Source organism: Bacteroidota bacterium (assembly GCA_008933805.1).
Lineage (GTDB): Bacteria > Bacteroidota > Bacteroidia > UBA8524 > UBA8524 > SB11.
In genome coordinates this window covers 1-16,591 of sequence record WBUH01000022.1, presented here as the reverse complement: position 1 = coordinate 16,591, position 16,591 = coordinate 1, and the positions used below count along the sequence as shown (strand labels likewise).

Below are 16,591 nucleotides of genomic sequence, written 5' to 3'. Positions count from 1 at the left end.
GTCTTAATCCAGTTTTATGGTCACTATTTTACAAACTCCATCTTTGTAACCGAACCAGATATACTCATTCACTCCAACTCTTTGAATACCACCACCTAACAAATCAACTCCATATTCATTTCTTACAGAGTTAATCAATACTTTTCGAGTTTCGTTCCCTTCGCTATCAACTTTTACTACAGCTAAACACGTTTTATCATCCGATTGATCTTCTTTGCTTTTTGAATTATACACACCATTAGTGTAATTCCCAATATTATCAGAAAAAACTATATATATATTATTGGAATCTGTAAATGCTAAGTAATTATCCAATTCAGTGTACATATAAGCGATTTCTTTTTCAGCATACCTAGAAATTACGCTTTGGCTTTTTAAAATTCCTTTATTATCAAAATTGAAAAAAACAATGTTCCCGGAAATTACCTTTGCAATTTTTATATCCCAAGTAAAATTCTCAGACGGTAAACTGGATGTTTTTGCATCACAATCAACTACAAAAAATCCCTCATCTGATTTTTTAATAATATTAAATCTCTCGTCATTAAAGTAGTTCTTATTCTCTTTTTTTATTTTAGAATCTGCATAAGCCTTCCTAAAGTTCTCTGTCGTGTTTGAAAAAGTTGAACAAATTAAACTATCACCCTTTACACTATGCTTTAAGAAAAATATTCCTGCTGGTTTATCTTTCTTTCTATTAAAATTATTATAAAATCCTAAAGCAATTATTTCGTCAGCAACAGAATCATAATGGCATGAAACATATCTGCTATACAAGTTTTCATCGAGAGTGATGATTTTTCCTTCTCCATATTTTATATATTCTGTCTGACTTTCTAAAGAGTAATAGATAGACTGGCTTGATGGTTTGTGGTCGAATTCTTTATTCTTACTAGCGATAGTAACCGTTAACATTTTATCTCCTTTATAATCGTAGTTACTAAAAACTGACTTCTCTAGCTTACTTTCAAAGTCAATTGAATCGCTTTTATCTCTCACAATTTCAACCGCATTAAAATCTAGGTCAAACATTGCTCTTGAAGGATAATAGCTATCTGAAATCATAAAAACAGAGTCAATTGCATTATACCAAACAAATTGATACTCCCAATAACTTATATCATTCTTATTTTCAGGTAATTTAACCTCAAACAACTCTGTAGTTTCAGTCTTAACATCTAAGTTCAATCCGTACGATATTCCATAATACTTTTTCTCAGTATTATCCTTAATAAAATATAAAACATACACACTATTGCCAATATTCTTAATAAGTACAATCTCAGGTGTACCTCCATCCGTCTCCCCCATAAATTCAGTTTTAGCACTTTTAATAAGACTGAACTTACTCTTCTTATCAAAAGCATGGAATCTATATCTATCTGCCCTATACCCCTTTTGATATTCAAGCATTATCAACGTGTCATTAATAAAGCCTAAAACATTAAAGGCTGAGTTATTTTTTCCAATTTTTATTTCATCGCCTGCAGTAATGTTAAAATTTTGTCCAAAAGAACACGTCGATACTATTGAAAACACCAATACTACTATGAATAATAAAGCCTTGTTCATACATTAAATTTTATTCAGCAAAATATACATTACTCTGTATTTGTAAAAATTTACTGTGAGTTTTCGATAAAAAAAGCCGCACAAGGCGGCTTTTTAAAATCAAATCAATTTCTTATTAATTGTTTCCTACATTAAACCTACCCAGTTTAACGGTTTTCTTATAATACCCCAACATAATCAAGCCGTTTTTGGTACGTATGGCATTTCGAGGCAATATTTCCAGCTTAATATCTTTATGCCTTATCATAACTTCTTTAACCATCTCACCATTAGCGTTTATAGTTGCCATAGCCAACACCCTCTTTTTGTACCCCGGCAAATTGCGAACTTTTGTATCACCCGGACGGTAGCTTTTGTAATGGTCGTTGTAGAAAATATACATGTTTTCCTCAGTAGGAATTATTGTATATGAGATCGCGTTATCATATGGATTTCTTGAGTTTCCGGCCTTCTTTATAACCTGTGAATATTTAACACTTCCATCGGGGTTTATACGCATAATTATTACCTCGTTTTTATGGTATGTATAATAACACGATTGCGTAGAAAGTGTAATACCGGGAGCTACACCAACACCACTGCTTTGACTGCAATGCTCAACTTCAAAACTATTCTCAGCCAAAAGGCTTACTCCACCATCTTTGTGCATGAAAAAGTGACGCATAGCAAACGATAGTGGAATTCCGGTTTTTCCTTTTCGTATTTGTCTTTCAGAGGCAAAGTTTGTTAAAAACTCTTTTTCAAAGGGATTGCTGGTTTTTATTACAGGAACAAATGATTTAGGGTTTAATTTAATGAAATAAGTACCTGCTAAATCGTCTGCCCGCCTTGATTCTTCATCTTTATCCTCATAAAAACCTGCAACCAATATATTCCCTTCTTCATCAAAGCTAAAGGCGGCATTGTGAATCCTTACATCTTTACTGATAGTTATTTCATAATCTCTCATTTTTGCACTATCTGCCTCTGGTGAACCAAAGCTAAAGGAATATAGTGTACATCCTGTTGTTGTGTTTCCAATGAAATACACATTGTTATCTTTTATTTTATGGCTGCTCAACGAAGCCTCATCTTCTAAAAGCCTGAATTTTACATTTTCCTTTTCATATACTTTGTTTAGGTCACCATCGTATATAGAAAAATTAAAAGAAAATGGCTCCTTATCTTTTACAGGGTTAGACTGCTCAATTAGAAAGTGCTTTTTATCTTCTGATGCTTTAATTGTAAAATCACCTTTGCTCCCTCTTCTTTTGCCTTGTATGGTTTCAATTTTGTCCCATTTAGTTTCCGGTTTTCCATCAAGACCATATTTACGAGCTAACAGATTAAATTGCTTTTGCTTTTTATCGTACGAAGTTCCAAAAACTATAATTGCGTCGCTTAGCAAAAAGATACTTTCTAATTCTATCCTATCTTTTTTGCTTTCACTGCCTTTCTTTTTGCTAAATTCAATCTCTCTGGTAAAGTCATGTTCCAAGCTTTCTAAATCATACCTCTCAATATATTTTTTCTTCTTCTTATCTTGTTTAATTACAAAGATTCCGCCTTGTGTCTCACCCAAAATATTAAAATCAGTACCCTTTTTCTCAAGTCGGGCTACTTTTCCCCAAGTAACATCAACCCCTTGCGAATACGATAAAATTGAAACCGTCGAAAAAATGAATGCTAAAATAATTTTCTGTAATGTTATTTTCATGCTTATTTATTTGCCGCGAAAGTAATCCAGCAGGGACGTTTATCAAAGCGTGAACTCCCAAATTCGATAAAAAAAGCCGCTCAGGGCGGCTTTTTCAAGATTATTAGTATTTACAGTTACTTCTTTAGTTAACCGGTTCGGCGATACCCATCATTTCTTTTACTTTCTCTACCACAAAATCAACTTCTTCTTTGGTGTTTTGTTTGCCGAATGAGAAACGAACATTAGCTCTTGAGGGATCAACCTTTAGTGTATTAAGCACGTGTGATCCTACATCACTGCCTGATGAACAAGCACTGCCGCCGCTGGCCGAGATGCCTTCCATATCCAAGCGGAATAACATCATTTCTGATACCCGGCTGGGGGGGAATGATACATTTAGTACAGTATACAAGCTTTGGCCATTAACATCGCCATTAAACTTCACATCGGGTATTTCTTCAATAAGACGTTGCATCATATAGCTGCGCAACTCTGTAATATGTTCAATTTCTTTGTCCATATCACGCACGGCAATTTCGAGTGCTTTAGCAAGCCCTACAATGCCATACACGTTTTCAGTACCGCCGCGCATGTTGCGTTCTTGTGCACCACCGGTTATAAAAGGCTTAATTTTTAAACTATTGTTTATATAAATAAACCCTACTCCTTTGGGTCCGTTAAACTTATGTGCAGCACATGCAATAAAGTGGATAGTTGTTTTTTGTAAGTCAATAGGATAATGACCTACTGCTTGTACGGTATCACAGTGGAAATAACAGGAATATTGCTTGCACAACGCTGATACAAGCTCCACATTTAATAAGTTACCAATTTCATTGTTTGCATACATCAGAGATACCAATGCACCGGGGTATGCCGCCATTAATTGCTCAAGATGAGCATAATCAATGTGTCCGTCGGGCATAATATTCACAAGGTGCATTTCAATCTTGCCTTTGTGAGCCAGTTCTTCTACTGTATGCAATACCGCATGGTGCTCAATTGGCGAGGTGATAATATGCGTTATTCCCAAATCAACGGCTGCACAGCGCAGGGCCATATTATCAGCCTCAGTACCACCTGAGGTAAAAAATATTTCTGAAGGGGTTACGTTTACAATTTTTGCTACTCGCTTGCGGGCATCCTCAATCAACGTACGTACAGAACGTCCGTGCGCATGGGTTGATGAAGGATTTCCAAACTCGTTGCGCAATACAGGTATCATTGCATCAAGCACTTCTGCATCAAGTGGCGTAGTTGCCGCATTATCAAAATATACTTTCACAGCTAAGCTTTTAAATTAGTAATGGTTAAACTTATTTTTTACGGGTAGTTGATTTTTTTGCTGGAGCAGCAGCGGTTTTTGCTTTTGCTTTGGGTTTTAGGGTAATATAGCCCATCAACCTGTATGCAAGTTTTGCAAGGGTATATTCACTTAAAATAGTCCCCTTCATAGGGGCACACTCAACTATATCAAAACCTACTACGTTTTTCTCCATAATGGTGCGACGCAACAGCTCTAACGATTCGTTCCAAAACAATCCGTTTGGCTCAGCTGTTCCTACGGCTGGCATTATGCTTGGGTCAAACCCGTCAGCATCAATGGTAATGTAAACATTATCAGTCATTGCTGCTAATGCCTCATCAATCCATGTACTTTCGTTCTTACGGATATAATGCGCATAAAACGTATGAATGTTTTTTGATTTTTTAATCAATTCGGCCTCTTCAATACATTGTGCACGAATACCTGCTTGCACAAGATTTACTCCCATATCGTGTACACGCTTCATAACACTGGCGTGTGAGTATGGATTATCGTGATAAGCCTCACGCAAATCGCTGTGTGCATCCAACTGCAATACGGTTAAGTTTTTATGTTTTGCAGCATGGGCCTTTACCAAACCATAACTTACTGTATGCTCAGCTCCCAGTGATACCACAAACTTTTTATCTGCCAATAGTTGTGCAGTACTTTCTTCAATAAGTTTTACGGCTTCAGCATCTACCGCTTTACCAAATTTAAGAGGCTTAAGGGTGCAAATGCCTGCTTTTTTATACGGCTCAGCATCTAACTCCTCATCGTATAACTCAACAAATTGTGATGCCTTAATAATGGCTTTAGGCCCTTTGGCCGACCCCATAAGGTATGACGAGGTGTATTCGTAGGGTAGTGATTGTATTACAAAAGTGGCGTTGTTGTATGAGTAGTTATCCTCGCCTTCAATGCCTAAAAAGTTTTCTTCGGTATGCAGGTATTTCATTAAATATGTTATGAAAATGCAAATATAAGGCTGTTATGCAATTATGTTCTTTTTTGTAAACATCAAAATACGCTAACTTTACATATTGGCAGCAATGGCGGTTATTGTTACCTTCGTGCCCCTGCCATAAAATTATTAAGTTTATGAAAAACGTTGGTTTGTTTTTTATGTGCATTCTGGCCTTTGCAAAAGGATTGAGTGCCCAAACCGAGCCTACTACTGATGGTACCGCTGCACAAATTACAGTAGGTACTCAACTTGTGTACGAGGTAACTACTGCCTCTGCCAAGTACCAGTTTATTGTTACGGTGAAAAAGCTGGATGACGGGATAACGTTTGACTGGAAAATGACGGCTCCGATTAATAAGAAGGGGACTGTAGTGATGGCAGAAGAAGCTGTTGAAAACGCTGCCGGCTTATTTAACTATTTTGCAACGGATACAGCCCGTTTAAATGATCAAACAAGTGTATGGATTAGCCGGACAATGTGGCGGGAAATGCACAACGAAGACGAAATGGTACTGATTTCTTTAGACAATGGTGAGGCAACCGGCTTCTTTAGAGAAGACGGAGAAGCACATAAAATAAGCTACAAAGGCAAACCTTTAGACATGAAAGTAAGTAATCTTAAATCGCTTACCGATACCCAAACGATAACTGTATGGGAAAATGAAAAGTTTCCAATCATACTTAAAATGGACTTGGGCTGGACGATAGAGCTAAAGGAGATTAAGTAAGCTTCTGCACCCCTACTCAAACACTTTCTACACACATTTTATACAATTCTATCAAACGTTTATACCCTTGTTTTCGTCATTCACGCAAAGCAAACCAAAAACCTGTACCTACAAGCCTTAAACTATCTACCCCATAGCTTAAATCACTTAAAATAAGTTAATTATAAACCATTTAAAAACAACACAATTGCTACAAAAATTTCTTTGTTACGGGTTGCTAATTACGGTTTTATTGATAGCTTTGTTAATGAATTCTTAACACCAGAACCAATTCGGATTATGAAAAAAAATGTACTTATTGTATTATTAATGTTCGTAGCGGGCGTAGCACAAGCCCAGTACTACTACATTGCCAAGAAAGGCGTTGAAGCTGCTTTTGACCCCTTTACATCAACCGGAGCAACTACTGTGCTTAACAAGCCTAGCAACGATGTGCTATCGGCAGACCAAACTATCCCTTTTGCATGGAGCTTTTATGGCAACCCTGTTACAACTTACAAGGTAAGCGATAATGGTTACATTACTTTTGATGCCGCTGCTTCTACCAGCGTTGGCACCAACACTACCTTGCCCGATGTTTCAGGCCCAAACAATGCCATCTATGCTTTTTGGGATGATTTGGAACTAAAAACATTTACTCCAAACGCTAACGCAGTAATCGCTGTTAAAAGCTGGACGTATGGTACTGCCCCAAAACGTATCCACGTAATTCAGTGGATGGGTGCATCACCTTTTGGCCAAGCATCTGCAAGCAACATTGTTTATGCTACTGTTCGTTTGTACGAAGGTGGCAACTTTGATGTTGTTAACAGCTACGGCTTTGGAACTTTCACAGGTTCTATAGGTTGCGAAAACGGCGACGGTTCCATGGGTACTACCGTTAGCGGAAGCCCTAACCGTAACTTCGGTGGCAACAACGGTTCATACGATGCTACAAAATCAGATGTGTTTGAATTTATCATGGGTACACAAGCTACACGCGACATAGCCATGGTTTCATTAAGCACTCCTGCCATTGTTAGCATTTCTGCCGGTGCTACCATCAGCGGTACACTTTCTAACTACGGTAGCGCAGCTATTAACTCTATAATGCTTAACTATAGCGTTGATAACGGTGCCCCTGTTAGCCAAAAAATAACTTCATTAAACATTGCACCAAACGGTGGTACTTATAACTTCTCACACCCAACCAAAGCTATGCTGCCTGCAGCAGGTCAAACATATTCTATTAAAGTATGGGTGAGCGAGATTAACGACAATGCTGATGAAAACAACGCAAACGATGAAATCACAACTTCAGTGTTTGTAAACAACGGCATTTCAGGAACTAAAAATGTATTGGTTGAAGAAGGAACAGGCGCTTGGTGCGGATACTGCCCCGATGGTCACCTTCGTATGAAAGATATCAAAACCCAAACTCCTTCAGTTGTTGCAGTAATGCACCACAACGGCGACGGTATGACTAACACTAACAGTAACACTGTAAACAGTGCTTATGCTACCGGTTATCCTTACGGTATGATTGACCGTACTTTGTTTGCCGGTGAAGCTACCGTTGGACAAAACCGCGGTTTGTGGGCCAGCAGGGTTGCTACTCAAGCAAACGTACCTGCTCCGCTTGAAATCAAAATCACTTCAAAAACTTTTGACCCTGCTACCCGTAAAATTGATTTTACTGTTGAAGTTAAATCAGTTGACTATGTAAAAGGTGATATCCGTATCCACGCTATGGTGGTTGAAAACGGTATAGTAGGTGCAAGCAACAGCAACTTTAACCAACGCAACTATTACAGCAGTGCAGGTGCAGCAGCAGGTGGCGCAGGTCACGCTCTATACAACCAGCCTGATCCTATTATCGGATACAGCCACGAGCACGTAGTACGCAGCATTATTTCAGGTGCTTGGGGAACATCAGGTGTTGTTCCTTCATTGGTTGCTCCTAACGCTACTTATACTCAAACTTACTCATACACTCTTCCTGCTGAAACCAGCGTTACTCTACCTAACGAAACTACAGCCAGAAGGAGCATGAACAAAGCAGACTTTATTGATTTGGTTGCTTTTGTATCATACTATGATGATAACGCAGTAAAACGCCAAGTAATCAACGCAACTGAAGTTGGTTTGTTCGGTGGTTACAACAGCGTTGAAAACGTAAGCAAAAACTCTGTAGCTACTAACGTTTATCCTAACCCTGCTTCAGGTTTAACAACTGTTGACTTTACTTTTGACAATGCTGCTGAAGCAAGCATCGAAGTATATGATATGTTGGGCGTAAAAGTACTAACCGTGAAAGAAGGAAGCTTCACTTCAGGTCAACACTTCGCATCGTTTGACGCATCTAGTCTTAAAAACGGTTTGTACCTTGTACAAATTAAAGTTGATAACCAAGTTGCCGGTGTAAGCAAGTTTGTAGTTAACAACTAAAATATTTTTTTAATAAATAAGCCCCTGCCCTGTGAGGGTAGGGGCTTATTTTTTTGTATTTGATAGCAAACTAAAGCAGCGTTTCCAAAACTCAGTATGTCAAATACACAAATACAAAAACCACCAAAGGTGATTACACAGCAGGAAGACCAACTGATAAAAGACTGTTTGGCAGGCAAAAGAGCTGCCCAAAACAGGCTTTTTGATAAATACGCGCCTAAAATGTTGGGTGTGTGCTTCCGCTATACACAAACTGCTCACGAAGCAGAAGATGTGATGCAGGATGGTTTTGTAAAAGTGTTTAACAATTTAGGAAGTTTTAGACGCGAAAGTTCTTTAGAAGCATGGATAAAACGCATAATGGTGAATACCGCCCTTAATCACCTTAAAAGTACTCGCAGGCTACGCATGGAAGAAGATATATCAGTAGCAGAAAATGCGCTGGATGTATCAGTAATTCAGCTTCACGATATAGATGCCGAGATACTGATGGGATGCATACAGCAACTGCCCGCAGGATATAGAGTAGTGCTGAATATGTTTGCCATTGAGGGGTATGCGCATAAAGAAATTGCTGAACAGTTGGGGATTACAGAAAGTACCTCACGCTCACAATTTGCCCGTGCAAAAGAATTTTTACGTAAGAAACTTGATTCGCTAAAAAAAACTGAACAGCATTATGAAAGAAGAAGAGTTCAATGAGTTTTTGCGCCAAAAGGCCGAAGGCTTTGAAATTACCCCCTCATCGGGGTCGTTTGCTTCGGTAATGCGTAAAATGGAGAACAAACGCAAAAAACGCGGCCTTATCATTTGGTTACCCTTGCTGGCAGCTGTATCGGCAGGTATATTAGCTATTGCTATACAAAGCAACAATACCCCATTGGCCCCCGCAACTGATAATACCGCAGTGGCTACTCCGCAACAGCCCGTTACCGCTGATAAAAAACAAAACAGCACTACCACTGCTGAAAACACCACCGGCAACCAACAGGCTATTACTAGCAGCACCACTTCAACTGATAAGAGCTTTGCGGGTTCACAACAGGTTACTCCTAAAAACACCCGTAACACTACTATTAAGACGCCTGACATAACTGAAACCCCTGCTAACAATAAGAAGGACGAAGTTTCAGCCATTTATACTGAAGTAGTGGAAGATACAAAGCAAACACCTGTTATAGTTGTTGACAGCAGCAAAACTGTGATTGCTCAAAGCGATGTAATCCCTCCTACTGAGATTGTTGAGAACGAGAAAACTAATGAGCTTGCTGAAATGCCCGACCCTAAAACTCAAACCATAAAACCTGAAAAGAAAGGTAAAGGATGTAATTGCGGCGAAAAATGGGCGATAAGTGCATACTACAACCCCTTTGCAGCTGATTATTACAGAACAATTTCAAAAACAGAGCCCACAAGCAGCAACACTACCACCCCATCAAACAGCATCAGCACATCAAACTACCAGAGGTATAGCTATGAGCACGATTATTCGTACGCTAACGGATTTGATGTAGGAACTAGGGCAAACTATAAGTTTACAAGCCATTTTGGAGTAAGTGCGGGCATCTCGTACAGTAAACGTGACATAACCGGTTACTCTAAAATAACTGCTATTGAGAACGACTCCGTTGAAGACATTTACTACGACCCTACAACCAATCAACCATACACCCTGTACAGAAATGTGTATGAAGGCGAAAAGATTGTAGACGAAGCCTATACAACTACATTACAAAGCATTAAAATACCTGTTGCCTTTACCTATTCGGCACAAAAAAACAAATGGGGCTTTGATGCCGAAATCGGCGGTTCGTTAGATTATTTGTTCTCAGCAAAAACAGAAACCAAAGACTACATTAAACCTGCACAGTTTAACTTAACTACTTCTGCTGAAAACGAAAACGTATCTACAGCGCCTTCAAGCAATTACCGTAAGTGGAATATTATGGCATCAGTAGCCGGGTTTGTTACATATAAACCGGGTAAGTGCTGGGGTATTTATTTAGGTCCGCGTGCTACAGCAGCACTACGCCCTATTAATAACAACAGCAGCAACGGGGTGCAAAAAGAATTGCCTTTGTTTATAGGATTTGAAACCGGATTGAAAATTAATTTATAACCGGTGCAGCGTACTAAAAACAGTTACTGTCATACTAATACAAACTATAATAAAACTATGAATATATTATCTGCATTAAACCCAAAAAAAGCCATAACCGTAATTGCAATTATGGCTGCTATTTTAGTAACTGCATGCAAAAGCGAGCCACCCGCTCCTCCTGTAACTCAATGCGAACTAACAGGAACTTTTGAACGTGCTGAAGGTTTCAATACCTTTTACGGTGAGTATTTTATACGTGTTGAAGACGGCAGCCTTATCTACCCTTGCGTTGTTGAAGGTAACACCATTAATCAACGTGATGTTTACGATGGTATGCCAATAACCCTTACGTATAAACTAATTTCAACCGAAGAAGGTGCTTGCCAAGTTAATAGCAGCATTTTGCCCGGCGGTTGTGTAGTACCTCCCCAAGCCCGTATCACTTGTATATCTGAGCAAGTAGTAAGGTGCGGCACCGGCGGATGGTGTGGTACAAGGTAAAAATATTAAAAATACAAACTTTTGATTATCTGCTTGGCCCCGAAAGGGGCTTTTTTATTTTGTAAACAATTGAAAATAAACAAAATAAATTAATAAATCGTGCAGCATTATTATTACAAATACTGTCAAATAAATATCAACTATAACAAATTAAAACATGAAAACAATTATTCATCAAACAACAAAACTGGCAGTAATCTGCGCCATGTTTACAATGACCGTATTTTCATCGTGCAAGCAAGACCCTGTTCCCCCACCGGATAACGGCAACGGTAAAGGCGACTGCAAACAAAGCGGACGATTGGCTTATGCGACCTGCACTGCAAGTATTTTTAACGACCTATGCATTGTGCCAGATAACGAGGATGTGTACTTGGTACCTTGCGAAAGCACAGCGGGCAGCCCACAGTTTATGAACGAAAACGAACCTATTAACTTTTCGTATGAAGAAATACCCGCTGAGGAATGTTCATGCAGAGAGCGCATCGTTTGTACTGCTGTACCCGATAAACCGGTGAAATATGTTCGCATTACTTGTATTGAGCAAACACCTGTTACCATCCAGCATTAATTATAGGCTGGATGCAGCTTATTGAATCTTACCAGTGTCATATTATTAACCAAACTAGAATTATGAAAAACAACATCTTACACTTAATTGTGATGGTTTGTATTGTTGCCTTTTCGGCTTGTACAAAACCACCGGTTGACCCTCCAAACGACCGCGATTGCAGATACAAAGGAAAGTTTGAAACAGCTGTATGCGGTTGGGGCCTTTATGGCAGCTACTGGATACGCTTAGAAGACGGAACCTTGTTGCAACCCTGCGAAAGCGACATTAACATTGATGCAAGCCTTATTTATGAAGGCCGCGAGGTTGAAGTGGATTATTATGCTGTGAAACCCAACACTGTTGATTGCAACAGCTTGTTGAATTGCTTGGCTTGGCCCGGTGAGCATACTAATGCCCACATTACTTGCATGAAACTATTGGGCGAAAATCCTAAAGAGGAGCCCAGCGGTGATTGCAAAGAGCAAGGTATTTTGCATGACTGGACAGGTAAACTTGACGGCTGCGGCTGGATGGTTGAACTAAACAACGGTGAAATGCTTGAGTTGAATGAGGGTGCTATTGATGAAACTAAGTTTTCTGACGGTACTCCTGTATTAATTGGTTACAAAACTGTTTACAGGGCTAGCAATTGTATGGCCGGCACTCCTGTAGAGGTTACTTGTATCCGCGTTGCAAACACAACACAAAACTAATAACATTTTTCATGTAGCTGGTAATGAAAAACCCTGCCCCCGAAAGGGGAGCAGGGTTTTTTCTTATACTTTTTACAGTAGTATTAGTCTTCGCGGCTGGCGCCCATGTACATCATTACATAATACATCAAAGTACCTAATGACGATAACGCAGCTACTACGTAGGTTGATGCCGCCCAATTTAAAGCCTTGCGAGATTTCTCTAACTCGTCTTGGTAAATAAGACCTGAGCTTGTAAGCCATGCCAATGCACGTTTGCTTGCATCAAACTCTACAGGTAAGGTAATAAAAGTAAACAGTGTTGTTAATGCAAACAACACCACACCTATGCCTAACAAAGTGGGTCCCATGTTAAACATCAGAGCGATAATACCACCCAAAATTATAAATTGCATATAGCGCGACGCGATGCTTACCGGGCCTGCCAATAAACTACGAAACTCAAGCCAGCTGTACGCTTTAGCGTGTTGTATTGCGTGACCGCACTCGTGGGCAGCAACAGCAGCAGCCAATACACTGCGTCCGTGATAAACTTCAGTGCTTAGGTTTACTGTTTTATTACGTGGATCGTAGTGGTCAGTTAGCTGACCTTCCACCGAAATTATTTTCACATCGTGCAAGCCGTTGTCGCGTAATAAACGCTCAGCAATCTCACGTCCGCTAAGACCGTTTCTTAATCCCTCTTCACTCATTTTTCGTGCTACCGACCTAAACCTCATGCTCACAATAAGGCTGGCTATAAAGGGTATCAGTACTAAAACTAAATATGCCATTTTTCGTATTTAAATTATTGTATAACCTATTATTCAAAACTAATACCACACTTTAGCCGCGTGTGGCAAAGCGCACTATAAGTACAATAAGTGCTACCAGAAACATAAGGATTGAGACACGGTTTATACCGTGCATCACCCGCAGGTTAAAGTTCTCGGTTTTGTTTTGGTCTTTGCGCCAAAAAGTAATGTAAGACAAGAATTTACGCCACATAATCACCAATTACCCGCCAACCTTGGCGATTGTTTTTTGTAGTACGAAGATAACCATTTATCTAAATCTGTTTATTTGATTACCCCATGTAATACATTTGTTTAAAATTAAACCATAAACCCGCAAGCATGAAAAAAATATCATTGTATTTGTTTTCGGCTGCCATTGCGTCAGTTATTATTGCACCCGCGTGCAAAACAACCGACAGTAAAGAAGCTAAAATGGCATATCCCGAATCAAAGAAAACCGAAACAAGTTTTGATTATAGCGGCACTAAAGTAGCCGACCCTTATAACTGGCTGGAAGCTGACGGCTCTGCCGATGTGAAAAGCTGGATTGACTCACAAAACGTATTTACCAAAAACTTCATCGAAGCAATCCCTTTTAGAAATAATATCCGCAAGCGCTTAGAAGAGATTTGGAACTACCCCAAATACTCAGCACCCAGCAAAAAAGGCGATTACTATTTCTTCTCTAAAAACGACGGGCTGCAAAACCAATCGGTAGTGTACCGTCAAAAAGGATTAGAAGGAACTCCCGAAGTTTTTATTGACCCTAATACCTTATCGGCTGACGGTACTGTAGCGTTGGGCGGCATGGTGTTTAGTAACGACAATAAAAAGGTAGCTATCTCTACTTCAAAATCAGGTTCTGACTGGCAAACCGTTACGGTGTATGACGTTGAAACCAAACAACCATCAGGAAGTGATGAGCTAAACTGGGTAAAATTCAGTTCTCCGGCTTGGAAGGGCGACGGTTTTTATTATACCCGTTACCCTGCTCCAAAAAAGGGAGAGGAATACTCAGCAGCCAGTATCAACCCAAGTATCTGTTTTCACAAATTGGGTACTCCGCAAAGCAGTGATGCGGTAATTTATACCGACCCAAAAAACCCGTACCGCTATTACGGTGCTCAGGTAACCGATGACGAGCGTTTCTTGTTTATTTACATTTCGGCAGGTACGCACGGTACCGCTGTTATGTACCAAGACCTTAAAGACCCTAAAAGCAAACTAACCATGCTTTTTGACGGGTTTGATAACAACTACGGCATTATTGAAAACGTAGGCGATAAATTATTGGTACACACCGATAAAAACGCACCCAAATACCGTTTAGCCCTTGTTGACCCTAAAAACCCTGCGGTTGAAAACTGGAAGAATGTATTACCCGAGGGCGAAGACTTGCTTGAGGGAGTTAGCACAGCAGGCGGCAAATTGTTTGCTGCATACTTACACAAGGCTGCTACCAAAATGGTACAATACACCTACGAAGGCGTAAAAGAACGCGATATACAAATGCCTTCAATCGGTTCGGCGGGTGGATTTAGCGGTAAAAAAGAAGATACCGAGGTGTTTTATACCTTCACTTCATTTGTTTATCCTCCAACTATATACAGATTCAATATTGCGACAGGTGCATCTGAGGTTTACAAAAAGTCAGAAGTAAAATTCAATTTTGATGAATATGAAACCAAACAAGTAACCTACAAAAGCAAAGACGGTACCGAAGTGCCTATGTTTATCGTTCACAAAAAAGGCTTGAAGCTTGACGGCAGCAACCCTTGTTTGCTGTACGGTTACGGTGGGTTTAACATCAGCCTTACTCCTTCTTTCTCAATATCACGTATGGCATTGCTTGAAAAAGGCTTTGTATACGCAATGCCCAGCTTACGCGGTGGCGGTGAGTTTGGTGAAGACTGGCACAAAGCGGGTATGCTTGAGAAGAAACAAAATGTGTTTGATGACTTTATTGCCGCTGCCGAATATTTGGTAAAAGAAAAGTATACGGGCAATGATAAACTTGCCATTGAAGGCCGCAGCAACGGCGGTTTATTGGTAGGTGCTTGTATGACCCAACGCCCTGATTTGTTTAAAGTGTGTTTGCCGGGTGTAGGCGTATTGGATATGCTTCGCTACCACAAAAGCACCGCAGGCTGGGGATGGGTGGTTGAATACGGTTGTGCCGACAGTGCAAAAGATTTCAGCTATTTGCACAAATACTCTCCGCTACACAACATAAAAGACGGGACTAAATATCCTGCTACTCTTGTAATGACAGGCGACCACGACGACCGTGTAGTGCCTTGGCACTCGTTTAAATTTGCAGCCCGTTTGCAGGCAGCACAAGCAGGCAACAACCCTGTAATGATTCGCATTACTACAAAAGCAGGGCACGGCGCCGGCAAGCCCACCAGTTTGGTAATTGAAGAAATTGCCGACGTGTATGCCTTTATGTTTAAAAACATGGGCTTGCAATACTAATTATCCTTAGAAACTTAAGTTTTTAGTACATATCCTAATACTACTTTTCATTTGAGTTTAGAGCGGGGGCGAAAGCCCCTGTTTTTTTTTATTTTATGTATAAGGCAACCTCAATCACTAACTTCGTGTCTATTACATAAAATAGATGCGTACATTACTGCTTATTTTGTGTTGTGTGTGTTGTGTAAGAGCCTTTGCTACCCACATTGTTGGTGGCGAGGTACTTTACAAACACATTGGCAATAACAGGTATGTGGTTACGCTTAATTTATTTGTTGATTGTGTAAATGGTAACCCCGGTGCCATACAACAAGACACCACTGCCAACATTACCTTCTTTAGCGGTGCCGACAGTACTTTACTTTCATCATTATGCCGTTCAGTACCGCGTACACCACCCCAACGCATTACTAAACTTAATTACAACTGCATTGATTTACCGCCCAATGCTTGCGTAAACAAATACGAGTACATTGATACGTTTGATTTACCCCCCATACCGGGCGGGTACATTATTGCTTTCCAGCGTTGCTGCCGTAACAACACCATCAATAACCTGATTACACCCGGTGCTACCGGAGCAACTTATTGGACTCACATACAAGACACCGCTGGCGGTGGGTATAACAACAGTGCTGATTTTAAAGAACTTCCTCCCAATTTTTTGTGTACCAATGCTCCGCTGATTTTTGACCATTCAGCTACTGATATTGATGGAGACTCATTGGTGTATCAATTGTACCACCCCTTTCACGGAGCCAGCGATATGAACCCCCGCCCCAACTTTACAGCGG

General features: G+C 39.9%; 14 protein-coding genes. 9 read left to right on the top strand and 5 right to left on the bottom strand.

Going from position 1 to position 16,591, the window contains the following annotated elements:
* Window positions 1-3: 3 nt before the first annotated feature.
* The 4 genes from F9K23_17180 to speB all read right to left on the bottom strand — a co-directional run bounded on the left by F9K23_17180 (window position 4) and on the right by speB (window position 5,514).
* The gene (locus F9K23_17180; protein KAB2913393.1) at window positions 4-1,572 is read right to left on the bottom strand and encodes a hypothetical protein; all 1,569 of its coding nucleotides are present in this window, start codon (window positions 1,570-1,572) and stop codon (window positions 4-6) included.
* A gap of 115 nt (window positions 1,573-1,687) precedes the next feature.
* Entirely contained in the window at window positions 1,688-3,268 is a 1,581-nt protein-coding gene (locus F9K23_17175) for a hypothetical protein (GenBank protein ID KAB2913392.1), read from the bottom strand.
* A gap of 124 nt (window positions 3,269-3,392) precedes the next feature.
* The gene (locus F9K23_17170; protein ID KAB2913391.1) at window positions 3,393-4,535 is read right to left on the bottom strand and encodes a cysteine desulfurase; all 1,143 of its coding nucleotides are present in this window, start codon (window positions 4,533-4,535) and stop codon (window positions 3,393-3,395) included.
* Window positions 4,536-4,566: 31 nt separating this feature from the next.
* On the bottom strand, window positions 4,567-5,514 hold the full coding sequence (gene speB / locus F9K23_17165) for an agmatinase (protein KAB2913390.1): 948 nt from the start codon (window positions 5,512-5,514) through the stop codon (window positions 4,567-4,569).
* A gap of 143 nt (window positions 5,515-5,657) precedes the next feature.
* Here speB and F9K23_17160 point away from each other — a divergent pair, with 143 nt between their 5' ends.
* The 7 genes from F9K23_17160 to F9K23_17130 all read left to right on the top strand — a co-directional run bounded on the left by F9K23_17160 (window position 5,658) and on the right by F9K23_17130 (window position 12,546).
* Window positions 5,658-6,251, top strand: a complete 594-nt coding sequence (locus tag F9K23_17160) for a hypothetical protein (protein ID KAB2913389.1) — start codon at window positions 5,658-5,660, stop codon at window positions 6,249-6,251.
* Window positions 6,252-6,530: 279 nt separating this feature from the next.
* A complete protein-coding gene (locus tag F9K23_17155; protein KAB2913388.1) occupies window positions 6,531-8,678 on the top strand; it encodes an Omp28-related outer membrane protein in 2,148 nt (715 codons plus the stop codon).
* Between the two features lie 96 nt (window positions 8,679-8,774).
* Window positions 8,775-9,380 carry a sigma-70 family RNA polymerase sigma factor gene (locus tag F9K23_17150; protein ID KAB2913387.1) on the top strand — a complete coding sequence of 202 codons (606 nt, stop codon included), beginning with the start codon at window positions 8,775-8,777 and terminating at the stop codon, window positions 9,378-9,380.
* Window positions 9,358-10,797: a PorT family protein gene (locus tag F9K23_17145; GenBank protein ID KAB2913386.1), complete on the top strand. Its 1,440-nt coding sequence runs from the start codon at window positions 9,358-9,360 to the stop codon at window positions 10,795-10,797. Before F9K23_17150 ends, F9K23_17145 begins: the two co-directional genes overlap by 23 nt.
* A 57-nt stretch (window positions 10,798-10,854) precedes the next feature.
* Window positions 10,855-11,280 (top strand): hypothetical protein, encoded by a 426-nt coding sequence (locus tag F9K23_17140; protein KAB2913385.1) that lies wholly within the window; start codon window positions 10,855-10,857, stop codon window positions 11,278-11,280.
* A 157-nt stretch (window positions 11,281-11,437) separates the two neighbouring features.
* Window positions 11,438-11,851: a hypothetical protein gene (locus F9K23_17135; GenBank protein KAB2913384.1), complete on the top strand. Its 414-nt coding sequence runs from the start codon at window positions 11,438-11,440 to the stop codon at window positions 11,849-11,851.
* Window positions 11,852-11,913: 62 nt separating this feature from the next.
* Window positions 11,914-12,546, top strand: coding sequence for a hypothetical protein (locus F9K23_17130; protein KAB2913383.1), 633 nt, complete (start codon window positions 11,914-11,916; stop codon window positions 12,544-12,546).
* Between the two features lie 83 nt (window positions 12,547-12,629).
* Here F9K23_17130 and F9K23_17125 read toward each other — a convergent pair whose 3' ends face one another.
* The gene (locus F9K23_17125) at window positions 12,630-13,319 is read right to left on the bottom strand and encodes a zinc metallopeptidase (GenBank protein ID KAB2913382.1); all 690 of its coding nucleotides are present in this window, start codon (window positions 13,317-13,319) and stop codon (window positions 12,630-12,632) included.
* Between the two features lie 342 nt (window positions 13,320-13,661).
* On the opposite strand from F9K23_17125, the gene F9K23_17120 reads away from it, so the two are divergent.
* Complete coding sequence (locus F9K23_17120) at window positions 13,662-15,797, top strand: S9 family peptidase (GenBank protein ID KAB2913381.1); 2,136 nt, start codon at window positions 13,662-13,664, stop codon at window positions 15,795-15,797.
* A 145-nt stretch (window positions 15,798-15,942) separates the two neighbouring features.
* Window positions 15,943-16,591 (top strand): hypothetical protein (locus F9K23_17115; protein ID KAB2913380.1); only part of this gene is annotated, 649 nt, incomplete at its 3' end.